The organism is Chromohalobacter nigrandesensis (assembly GCF_023061285.1).
Lineage (GTDB): Bacteria > Pseudomonadota > Gammaproteobacteria > Pseudomonadales > Halomonadaceae > Chromohalobacter > Chromohalobacter nigrandesensis.
In genome coordinates, this window is sequence record NZ_JAKGAM010000013.1 from 102,484 (window position 1) to 113,578 (window position 11,095).

10 protein-coding genes are annotated in these 11,095 nt (G+C 61.4%); 5 read left to right on the top strand and 5 right to left on the bottom strand.

Annotated elements, in window-relative coordinates; genetic code table 11:
- Positions 1–49 precede the first annotated feature (49 nt).
- The 5 genes from L1073_RS14365 to L1073_RS14385 all read left to right on the top strand — a co-directional run bounded on the left by L1073_RS14365 (position 50) and on the right by L1073_RS14385 (position 5,472).
- Positions 50–619 (top strand): septation protein A, encoded by a 570-nt coding sequence (locus L1073_RS14365; protein ID WP_246900349.1) that lies wholly within the window; start codon positions 50–52, stop codon positions 617–619.
- The gene (locus L1073_RS14370) at positions 619–918 is read left to right on the top strand and encodes a YciI family protein (protein ID WP_246900351.1); all 300 of its coding nucleotides are present in this window, start codon (positions 619–621) and stop codon (positions 916–918) included. Before L1073_RS14365 ends, L1073_RS14370 begins: the two co-directional genes overlap by 1 nt.
- 158 nt (positions 919–1,076) lie before the next feature.
- Positions 1,077–3,164 (top strand): bifunctional tRNA (5-methylaminomethyl-2-thiouridine)(34)-methyltransferase MnmC2/FAD-dependent 5-carboxymethylaminomethyl-2-thiouridine(34) oxidoreductase MnmC1, encoded by a 2,088-nt coding sequence (mnmC, locus tag L1073_RS14375; RefSeq protein ID WP_246900353.1) that lies wholly within the window; start codon positions 1,077–1,079, stop codon positions 3,162–3,164.
- Positions 3,161–5,206 (top strand): NAD-dependent DNA ligase LigA, encoded by a 2,046-nt coding sequence (ligA, locus tag L1073_RS14380; protein WP_246900354.1) that lies wholly within the window; start codon positions 3,161–3,163, stop codon positions 5,204–5,206. Before mnmC ends, ligA begins: the two co-directional genes overlap by 4 nt.
- A complete protein-coding gene (locus L1073_RS14385; RefSeq protein ID WP_246900356.1) occupies positions 5,203–5,472 on the top strand; it encodes a YheU family protein in 270 nt (89 codons plus the stop codon). The genes ligA and L1073_RS14385 overlap by 4 nt, the downstream gene beginning before the upstream one ends.
- A 175-nt stretch (positions 5,473–5,647) precedes the next feature.
- Here the strand turns inward: L1073_RS14385 and L1073_RS14390 are convergent, their stop codons facing one another.
- The 5 genes from L1073_RS14390 to L1073_RS14410 are packed head-to-tail and all read right to left on the bottom strand — an operon-like array spanning position 5,648 to position 10,977.
- A complete protein-coding gene (locus tag L1073_RS14390) occupies positions 5,648–6,079 on the bottom strand; it encodes a hypothetical protein (RefSeq protein ID WP_246900357.1) in 432 nt (143 codons plus the stop codon).
- A 38-nt stretch (positions 6,080–6,117) separates the two neighbouring features.
- Entirely contained in the window at positions 6,118–6,429 is a 312-nt protein-coding gene (locus L1073_RS14395) for a hypothetical protein (protein ID WP_246900358.1), read from the bottom strand.
- Positions 6,430–6,489: 60 nt separating this feature from the next.
- Complete coding sequence (locus L1073_RS14400) at positions 6,490–7,566, bottom strand: DUF6708 domain-containing protein (RefSeq protein WP_246900359.1); 1,077 nt, start codon at positions 7,564–7,566, stop codon at positions 6,490–6,492.
- A gap of 1 nt (position 7,567) precedes the next feature.
- The gene (locus L1073_RS14405) at positions 7,568–10,093 is read right to left on the bottom strand and encodes a T6SS effector BTH_I2691 family protein (RefSeq protein WP_246900360.1); all 2,526 of its coding nucleotides are present in this window, start codon (positions 10,091–10,093) and stop codon (positions 7,568–7,570) included.
- Entirely contained in the window at positions 10,090–10,977 is an 888-nt protein-coding gene (locus L1073_RS14410) for a DUF4123 domain-containing protein (RefSeq protein ID WP_246900361.1), read from the bottom strand. Before L1073_RS14410 ends, L1073_RS14405 begins: the two co-directional genes overlap by 4 nt.
- Positions 10,978–11,095: the final 118 nt, after the last annotated feature.

Below are 11,095 nucleotides of genomic sequence, written 5' to 3' on the forward strand. Positions count from 1 at the left end.
CGCTGGGTCAATTCCCGTGCCGCGCCGACACCTCACAGGATGCTCGCCGATGAAAATGTTCTTGGATTTCCTGCCCATCGTATTGTTTTTTGCGGTGTATCACTTCAGCGGCGATATCCTCCTCGCCACCCTGGTGCTGATCCCCGCCACGCTGCTGCAGGTCGCCTTCATGTGGTGGCGCTACCGTCGTGTGGAAAAGATGCAGCTGGTGACTCTGGTGCTGGTCGTCGTCATGGGCGGGGCGACCGTGCTGTTTCATAACGCGGCGTTCATCCAATGGAAGCCGACCGTGGTCAACTGGCTGTTCGCCTTCGCCTTTCTGATCGCCCCGCTGTTCGGTGGCAAGACCCTCGTCGAGCGCATGATGGGCAAGGCCCTCACACTTCCCGCCGCCACCTGGCGCCGCCTCAATCTCGCCTGGGCGTTCTTCTTCATTGCACTGGGCGCGATCAATGTGTATGTCTTCAAGACCTACGACGAGGCCACTTGGGTCAACTTCAAGCTGTTCGGCATGCTGGGGCTGACCCTGTTGTTCGTGATCGGCCAGGGCATTTACCTGGCCCGTCACATGCCTCGTGATACGCTTTCGCAAAACGACCACCAGAAGGATGACGTCTGATGCTTTACTCGATCGTCAGCGATGATGTGCAAGACAGCCTCGAACGCCGCAAGACGGCGCGCCCCGATCATCTGGCGCGTCTCCAAAAGCTCCGCGACGAAGGACGCCTGGTGCTGGCCGGCCCCAACCCCGCCGTGGAGGCCAACGACCCCGGCGAAGGCGGCTTCAGCGGCAGCGTGGTGATCGCCGAGTTCGATAGTCTACAAGATGCCCAGGCCTGGGCCGACGCCGACCCCTACGTGATCGCCGGCGTCTACGCCAAGGTCACGGTCAAGCCGTTCAAGAAGGTCTTGCCGTAACGCGTTTATCCACACCTTTAAGCACGCGAGGCTTTGTGCACACCAGGTGTGGATAACACTGTTAAGAGGCGGCGGACGCCTTCCTCGATAGCGGTCGTCACGCCGCCTAGCCAATTTCGATTAATTTTTAACCAGTTTTCACGCCTTTGCCGAGTGCCATGTCGCCCCCTCCGTCTCCCTTGCCGCCGCTGACCGCGCTAAGCGCACCCGACCTGGAATGGCGCGCCGATGATATCGGCGATGCGCCCTATTCCAGCGTCCATGACGATGTGTATTTCTCGCGTCACGATGGCCGCGCCGAGACCACGCATGTCTTCATCGACGGCAACCGACTACCCGAGCGCTTCGCCGCGTGGCGAGAAACACGCCCTTTCGTGATCGGCGAAACCGGTTTCGGCACCGGCCTCAACATGCTTTGTGCCTGGATGTGTTTCGAGCGGCATGCGCCCGTCGAAGCGCGCCTGCACCTGGTCTCCACCGAGAAGTATCCTCTACCGCGCGACGCCCTGGCGCGAGCACTGGCGATCTGGCCCGATCTCACCGCGCATGCCCGCCCGCTGATCGACCAATGGCCTGAACCGCTCAGCGGCGTCCACCGACTGTGGCTTTCCGAGCGCGTCACGCTGGATCTGCACTTCGGCGACGCCGCCGAGCGCCTGTCGCGTCTCGACGGCCGTGTGGACGCCTGGTTCCTGGATGGCTTCTCGCCGGCCAACAATCCCGACATGTGGCAAGCGGCGCTTTACGAGGCCATGGCCACCGTCAGTCGCCCGGGGGCGAGCTTCGCCACCTTCACCTGCGCAGGCGTGGTCAAGCGCGGCCTGCGCGCCGCCGGTTTCGCCTGGCGCAAGGCGCCGGGGTACGGACGCAAACGCGAGATGCTGTGCGGCGAGATTGCCGAGCCGCCGCACGATACGCGCCGCGCGGCAACGCCGTGGTACACGCCACCCGAGGCATTGCCCGCGCGACATGTGGTGGTCATCGGCGCGGGGCTCGCCGGCACCAGCGTGGCCGCCGCCCTGGCGCGACGCGGTGTACGCGTCACGCTGCTCGAACGTGATGGCCCCGGCGCCGGAGCATCCGGCAATCGCCAGGGGGCGCTTTACGTCAAGTTGGCCGCCGAGACCAATCCGCAAAGCCGCGTCTACCTCGCCGGCTTGCTGCATACCCGGCGCTGGCTGGCCACGCTCGACCCCAAGTGTGACCAACTGTGGAGCGACTGTGGCGTGCTGCAACTCGCCCCTGACGCCAAGGAAGCCAGACGTCAGCAGCGCTTTCTAGAGCACCACAAACTGCCCGAGAGTGTGGTCAAAGGGGTCGATCAAGCTGCCGCAAGCCATGCTGCCAACACGCCGCTTAACGCCTCGGGACTAGCATATCCCCAGGCTGGCTGGGTGCGTCCCGATGCGCTCTGCCGCCACCTGGCCGCCCACCCGGGGATCACCTTCCATCAAGGCGAGGCTCGCACACTCGAGCGCGACGCGGACGACGCCGGATGGCGCATCGCACTGGCCGACGGCACGGCACTCGAGGCCGATCAGGTGGTTGTCGCCACCGCCCACGAGGCGTCGAAGCTGACACCCTTGGCCGGGCTCCCGCTCCAACCCATTCGTGGCCAGCTCACCCATCTGTCGGTACCGCCCGGCGCACCAACGCTGGCCCGCGTGGTCTGCGCGGGGGGCTATGTGTCCCCGGCCCTGGACGGCGTGCTCAGCCTGGGCGCGACCTTCGACCCCGGCGATACCGATACCACGCCGCGTGCGGCCGACCATGCCCGCAACCTGGCCGAATTCGAGGCCACCCTGCCCGCCTTCGCCGAGGCACTACGCGCGGCCGGCGCCACGCTCGATCCCGCCGCCTGCGAGGCACGCGTCAGTCTGCGCGCCGCCAGCCCGGATAAGTCGCCCTACGCCGGCCCGGTGCCGGTGCGCGAGGCCTGGCTCGACGATTACGCCGTACTCGCCAACGATGCGCGTCGCGTCCCCGACACACCGGGGCAACATCATCCCGGCCTGTGGGTCAGTGCCGCGCATGGCTCGCGAGGACTGGCCAGCGCGCCGCTATGTGCCGAGGTCATCGCCTCGCGGCTGTGCGACGAACCCTTGCCGCTGGAGCGCGAGCTCGCCGACCATCTTCATCCTGGGCGGCGATTGATTGCCGATATCATCCGTGGAAACGCTACACTGCCGGCATCACCCATGCGCGACGAGCCGCCGACGTCACCGAACACCACCGAGACACCATGAGCCAGATTTCCCCAGCGACCCGTGAACGGGCCGCCAGCCTGCGCCAGCAGTTGGAAGACGCCAACCATCAGTACTACGTCGAGGACGATCCGCAGATTACCGACGCGGAATACGACACCCTGCTGCGCGAGCTGCAATCACTGGAGGCCAAGCATCCCGAGCTGGTCACGCCCGACTCGCCCACTCAGCGTGTCGGCGCACCCCCGGCGGAACGCTTCGAGGAAGTGACCCACGCCGTGCCCATGCTGTCGCTGGATAACGCCTTCGACGAAGCGGAGCTTGCGGCCTTCGTCAAACGCGTCGCGGACAAGCTCGAACGCGACGGCGAGACGCTCGCATTCTGCTGCGAACCCAAACTCGACGGCCTGGCCGTGGCGCTGGTCTATGAAAACGGCCAACTGGTCCAGGGCGCCACACGCGGCGACGGACGCACCGGCGAGGACGTAACACTCAATCTGCGCACGGTGCGCTCCATTCCGCTCAAGCTACGCGGCGACGCAGTACCCTCACTGATCGAGGTACGTGGCGAGGTCTACATGCGCCACTCCGGATTCGAAGCGCTCAACGAACGCACCCGCGAGAACGGCGACAAGGTCTTCGCCAATCCGCGCAACGCCGCCGCCGGCAGCCTGCGCCAGCTTGATTCCAAGATTGCGGCTCAGCGCCCGCTGGAATTCTGCGCCTACCAGGTCGCCCGGCTCGAGGGCGATGACGATGCCCGCTCGCATTCCGATTATCTCAAGTGCCTGCGCAACCTGGGTTTTCGCACCAGTCCGCTGCTCGATCTTGTTCAAGGCGAACGCGGCGTGATCGACTTTTGCCACCGCCTCGGCGAGCAACGCGACGGCCTCGACTACGACATCGACGGCGCCGTGCTCAAGGTGGATAGCCTACGCGATCAGCGTGAGCTGGGCTTCGTCGCTCGCGCCCCGCGCTGGGCCATCGCTTACAAGTACCCCGCCCAGGAGCAGATCACGACGCTCAACGACGTGGCTTTTCAGGTCGGCCGCGTCGGCACGCTGACGCCGGTGGCCAAGCTGGCGCCGGTTCAGGTCGCCGGGGTCACCGTCTCCAATGCCACACTGCACAACATGGACGAGGTCGCACGCCTCGGCGTACGCATCGGCGATACCGTGATCGTGCGCCGCGCCGGTGACGTCATCCCGCAGGTCGTCGGTGTCGTCGAGGCTCAGCGCCCGGCCGAAACCCGCGCCATCGAGATGCCGACCGAGTGCCCGGTCTGCGGCTCGCAGATCGAGCGCGCCGAGGGCGAAGTCGCGGCCCGCTGCTCGGGAGGCCTGTATTGCCCCGCGCAGCGCAAGGAGGCATTGAAGCACTTCGCCAGCCGCCGGGCACTGGATATCGACGGCCTGGGCGAAAAGCTGATCGACCTGCTGGTCGAGCGCGAGTGGGTCAAGACACCGGCGGACCTGTTCCGGTTCAAGGCCGACGAGCTCGCCGAATTGCCCCGGCTGGCGGAAAAGTCCGCCAACAATCTGGTCAATGCGCTGGAAACCGCCAAGCGCACCACGCTGGCGCGTTTCATCTACGCCATCGGCATTCGCGAAGTGGGCGAGGCCACCGCCGCCAACCTGGCGCGTCACTTCGGCACGTTACAGGCACTGCGCGAGGCCACGCTGGAAGCATTGGAAGCGGTCGAGGACGTGGGTCCCGTGGTCGCCCGGCATATTCATACCTTCTTCCGCCAGGTCCACAATCAAGAGACTCTGGACGACCTGATCAACGTCGGCGTCACGTGGGACGAGCAAACCATTATTGAGCGCCCCCAGCCCCTCGCCGGGCAGACCTGGGTGCTCACCGGCACCCTCGAAGGCATGACCCGCGATGACGGCAAGGCGCGCCTGCAGGCGCTGGGCGCCAAGGTCTCGGGCAGTGTTTCCAAGAAGACCGCCGCGCTCGTCGCCGGCGAGGCGGCGGGCAGCAAGCTCGACAAGGCACGCGAGCTCGATGTGGAAGTGCTCGACGAAGACACCTTCCTGCAACGACTCGCCGAGTGGGAAAACGCGGAGGAAAACCAATGAGCGGACGTTTCATCGAAGTGCCCTACCGCATGCTGCCGGCCGACACGCTGGATACCTTGCTGGAGGGCTTCGTCACCCGCGAAGGCTACGACACCACCGATGAAGGCGAAGGCATGCCGGCCTGGGTACGCGAACTCAAGCGCCAGCTCGAGCGCGGTGAATTACTGATCGCCCATGACCTGCAGACGGAGACCACCGAAGTCATGACGCTGGCCCAATGGCATGCGTTCGGACGTCAGCTAGCCGATGACGAGGAAGAAGGCTAGATGTGTAGCCCCATCCAGTTGGTAAATGACTCTGGCTTTGGTGCGGTGCCTTCTGCGAGATATGGTGATTGTAAAAGCCACCCGTACCGCTTCAGCGTATATTCCAAGCCTTCTCCGCAGGCAGCTAGAGCGGTGCCTTAGTGGCTGACAGTGCCCTTTGCCTAGCATCAGTGTTTCAGGCGAGATCAAAGCGTGTGGCGAATATGCTCATACAGGCTTCTCGATCATCGGCCGTCAGCATATTCATAGGGAAGCCCAGCTTACGAGCAGGTTTCTCCGGGTTGTCATCGTGTCGGCGATAGTGGACCACAATGACCTTCTTTTTCTGCTCTATGCGCTGAATTTCGCTATCGAGAATAGTCCGAGTGCGGGCCAGCGGTGCCGGACTGAAGGCGATATGATCGTCAGCGAAGCGAATAACAGGTGAAAAGTAAAACCAGCACCCCATACCCAGCATAAGAGCCCCCAGGCCAACCGGTGCGACCGGGACCGCGGGGGAAGTGAGAATCATGAACAACCCGAGAGGCAAGGCGATTACGCCAAAACCAATTAACAGACGCGATTGTTTCTTGGCGAAGAAGGCTTGTTCCTGTGATGCGACTGACACGACGTTTTTCTCCATGCAATGGGTGAATATTACTACAGTTATTTTTCAGCGAGAGCGCGCCTTTTGTCGAGCGAGGCCTCATCGGTATGACGATTGGCCCGACGGGCGCCATAAATAGTCACGAGTCCCAATGGTATGAAACATAGGGAGCCGATGATAACGAGCACGAAGCCAGCTTTACGTTTGCCTGCCAGCATGATCAGCGTGCCAAGCAAAGCGACTATCCACGAAGCGCCAGTAAGATAAATCAGAAAATTCGGTACTGTCTCATTTGGCCCCATATACAGGCCATTTATCAGGCCCAGCCACCAGAGAAAATTGATTACCAAGCCCCAAAAAACAATCTTCATAACTCCTCCTGTCAACAATAGTGATCATTTCCGGCATTATGTCGCTCGATTCGAGCTATCTTAGAAATACCCCCTAAAACAGAAGTATAGAATCACCAACACTTCCGCCCAGCCGAGCAGAAAGCAAAACAGCGGCCAGAGGATTTCCTTTGCGGTCAGCGGGCGCTCGTTGTGGCGATTGCGCACGTAGGGGTCGTTCGGTGCGACCTGGCACTTTTCCTCGACCCACTCCGGCCAGCGCGGCACGCGGCAGGTGCATTTGGCGATGATGCGACCGGTGCCGGCCCACATGACCATGGGGGCAAAAATCAGTTGAACCGCACGGCTGTCGGCGAGAACCTGAGTGGCCTGAATCAGCGAATGGATAAAGCTCTCGCGCTTGCCCTCCAAATCCAGCAGGCGCTGATCGACCTGGTAGGCCTGAATATGACCGTCGGGCTCTTCCATATAGCGGCGTACCAGCTCCCAGATTTCCAGTACGCCCTTCATGCCTTTGAGGCCTTCGTATTTGAAGAAGACCAAGTGATAAAGCATGTTGCCGTTGCGATCTCGTACGTATCCGCGAATCTCCTCGCGTGACATACCCCGACGATCCTGGGACTTCGTCGCTTCGCTAGTGTAAAACTGAATATCGTCCCAGTTCATGGTGACGACGCCCATATCCTGCGACCAGGCGTAGACCTTGCGATCACGGCGATTGAAGCGCATGGGGTAGTGGGTTTTGCGGAACATGTCCCAACGCACAAGCGTATTCAAACCAGGCAATGCTATAAAAAAGAAAGTTACAACTGCCAACCATATAAATATATGCACAATCAGAGGAAGGCGCTCGCTAAAACCAAAAAGAACATAAACAAGAGCCCCTATACCTACTAAAATCGGCCCCAAACTCATAAGGCCAAAAAATGATGCAACACCTCTCAAGCGATTGCCGGAATCGACGACCTCCATATAAGAGGAGTTGACTGATATTGCCGAATCATTGAATCGTGGAAATGCACCGCTTTCTGATGAGTGCTTACTATCTAAGGATTGTGCCTTGCCTCCAAATCCTCTTGATCGGGACATGGTGCTGGAAAATCCCCAATTGGCCTTTATTATTAGGTTGTAAAGATCCTTGATCACCGTCGATCGCATATCACACATCCTTGTGGGTTATTGCTTCAAGACGCTTTAGTTCAATTTCCAGCCTAGCAGTACCGAGCCCTGGATCGCCCCGCTCACCAAAAATGCACTCGGCCAGCCACTCCTGTAAGTCGTTTTCTGTAAACCATAAGATGCTTACTGCTGCTGCAAGCGCAATAATGCCGAGTACCAGTCCAGTCCACCACAGTGTTATCGCTAAAGTGGCGAGCAGCCCAGTACCACCGGCCAAACCAAGGCGTGCTCCCAGCTTCAGGAAAAACTTGCTGGACCCGGCCAGCAGATGATCCGACGCCACAAACACCTTGCGCCCATGCTCCAGCGTCTTGCCCACCAGTTCGGCGGCGCCGCCGGCCAGGGCGAGCCCCATACCCAGTAAGCGTCCCTGGGCGCGGAGCCCCGCATCCAGAATGCCGTTCATCTTGCTGAGCTGATCGTTCAGGCTGACATACGCTAATGCCACCCCGACGATGCCTGCCGAGAACTCCAACCTTTCCCGTCCCGTCAGACTAAGAGCGCTGTGCGATGACGTCTCGTTCATCAACTCATCGAGTGGGCCGACGTCGATCCGGCGCATATCAAAGGTGGCGGCGGGCTGGCCGTTGGCCGGAATGAGCGAACGTGTCTCTACCTGCACTTTCCGCTGAAACTGATTCAGCTCGCTCTCGCCCCAGTCGGGATGGATCAATCGAAGCGGCTCGCGCATGCGCGGCAGGGCTTCCTCGATCGTCATGCTGGCACGTGTGACCTGAATCGAGCGGCCGGAGATCATACCCAACGTCACCAGCAACGGCGTTGGGGTCTGGTCGCCCCCCACGGCACTTTGCAGCGGCCCCAGCAGGTGGCCGAGCATGCGGGCGGGCGAGGCCACTTCATCGGGATACTCTTCCGTCAGCCCCAGATAGGCGGCAATCAATGGCCCCCAGGGCAGGGTAGCGGGGTTGTTGCCCGATTCGCCGACATTGGCGTCGCTGGCGGCCATGACCTGTTCAACCAGCGCTTGCTGATTGAGGCACATGCCTCGCAACAGCAGGTTGTCGTCGGTAATATCCGCTGCCGACAGCCACGCCACGTATTGCTTGAACGCCGGGGCGTAGCTCTGGGTGCCCAGCAGCACGAAGGAGATGACGGAGACAAAGGTGATACCCGATTCGACGTTAGCGTCATCGAACCGGCTGTTGAGGTAGATCAGCAGCGGATTGCCTGTCAACCAGCTCACGTAGGCAGTGACCAGCGGTTTCATGGTGTCCTGGTCAAAGCTCGACAACTGCGTGCGGTAAGTATTTTCCATCCAGTCGTCGGGTTCGCCGGGGCGGAGCTTGTCGCCATACTTGCCCCAGGCATCGTCGGCGGCATCCTTGAGTTCATCCTCGCTGATGTCTCGAATCGTCTCCCGCCGAAAGGCCTCGACCTCCTGCCGGAAAGCGGGGTCCTCTTTCTGCCGGCGCTCGAAGTTGGCCTTGATGCTGTTCTCAAACCCCGGATGTCCGCCGGTCTTATCCGCGCCGTAGTAGGTTTCCTTGAGCTGGTTTTCTACGATCTCGTCGGCGCGTTGCTGCCGCGCCCGCTCCCGAAACCCGTCACGCAGGGCATTGACGACACCCGCCGTGACGAAGGGGCGTTTGATCGCTTCCTGTTCGTTGAACTCTTGCTCACGTGCCTCGAGTAGCGCGGCGAGGTCACTGGTGACACCGACCGGGTCGTCGAGCACGAACAGCGCCGGCGCCATGCCACTTGGCTCCGCCTGACGCTGCGACCACTCGACGAAACCCTCGACATCGTCGCGCATGCCGTTGATCGGGGCGAGGCTGTGCGTCAGCGCACTCACTTCCGTACTCTGCGTCGCTGCGCTGCCTGTGTCACTCGATTGCCGTCGAATCCAGGGGAAATGGGCCTCGGCCACGTGATCCCCGAGTTCACTGAGCGGACGGGCATATTGAGCCGAGCCGCCTTTCCATTGCGTCATGGAAAGCTGGCGCATGGCGTCACGCCGACCGTTCTCGTTGGTGGCATGTTCCTTCCACACGCGCTTGGTCCAGCGGTCATCCGAGAATGCTAAATAGAGCGCTTCGGCATCCTGGGCCGAGGGGACCGTGATACAGCGCCCCGGATAGATATGATCGGGATTGGCACGACACGGAAATTCATCGTCCTCGACCGGGGCATTGATGTCGGCATCCAGCGGCCCCGGCGCGTCGGGGTCGAGTGCCATCAGCTCGTCATGGCCGACATCGATGTAAAGGCTGAGAAACCCTTCGTCGGTCACGTAGTACCCCTGCCAGCGCCCACGGGCCGCGTTGAAGACATACAGAAAGCCTTCTCGCAGCAGCCTCAGCGTGTAGTGCTGATCTCCCGACAGCGCGATCTGCGATACGGCATCATCCTGCAGGTCCGCCGGCAGTTCGGGGGCCTTGATGCTGACGTCATCGCTGCGGGCGACGGCATACCGCACGGGCAGGATAGGCAGACCGCCACCGCCACAGAAGCTGCAATCGGGGCGTCCGCCATCGGCGCTACTCATGTCCACTCCTTCAGTTCTGAAATAAGGGGATTCCATTCGGCGTCGCTCAACCGATCCAGACGACCCGCAACGTCGGGAAAGCGTCGAGTGACCAGATTCAACAGCCGATGAACCAGGTCCTGGGTGGCAAGGTCCGGTAGATGTCGCGCAGCCCTTTCTGCGAGACATTGTTGATCGTCGACCGACAAACCGAATGACGCTTCTGCATAGCGCATGGTGTCATCCAGCCACTGCCAGTGCGCCGCGTCCTGCGGCCAGTCGGGGGCTATCGTCGCCAGCCGCCGCAGGCACCGGTTCAAGGCGGCGAAGCGATCGATGCTCGACCATTGGGCGCGGGTCAGTTCCATCCAGTCGATGGATATCGTAATGTCAGGGCGTTTCAGGGTATAAGATCGGCCCTGGACATCGAACCAGGACCATTGATCGAGAGGGCCCATCAAGCGTGCCAATTGTTTGGGCGTCAATAGCCACGTCAGGTGACGGAAGACGAGGGGGTCGTAATAGCGGAACCAGTGATATCGCCGATCCCCAGGACGCCGTTGCAACAGCTGGCGACGCAGGTGATAAGCCGTATCGTCGACATTCGCTTTTCCTGCCATCAACGCCGAGAAAAATAGCGCGCCGCGCTTGCGATAGCGCCTTGCGCGATCGATCAGGTCGTCGTATCTCTCATCGGGCAATGCGTCCAGGTCGACCAGTTGCGGTAAGCGATGCGGCCGCGCCGGGGCGGGTGACGTTTCCAAGGCACGCACAGGCAGGTCGTCCCAGTCTCGGGCCTGCACCACTAACGGATTGATCAGCGCGTAGTCGAACTGATGCAGCGCCTCTGCCGTTAGCCTCGCGTCATTCATGTGAACCCGGGATGGCTCGATCAACACCGACATGAATCAGCCTCCGATGGGTGTGCTACCGGAAGACGACTTGTCGGCGCCCGCGAACTGTTTTTCACACTCATCCTCCGGCAACTCGGGCATGGGAGCCTCCAGGCTCGTCGGTCCGCCA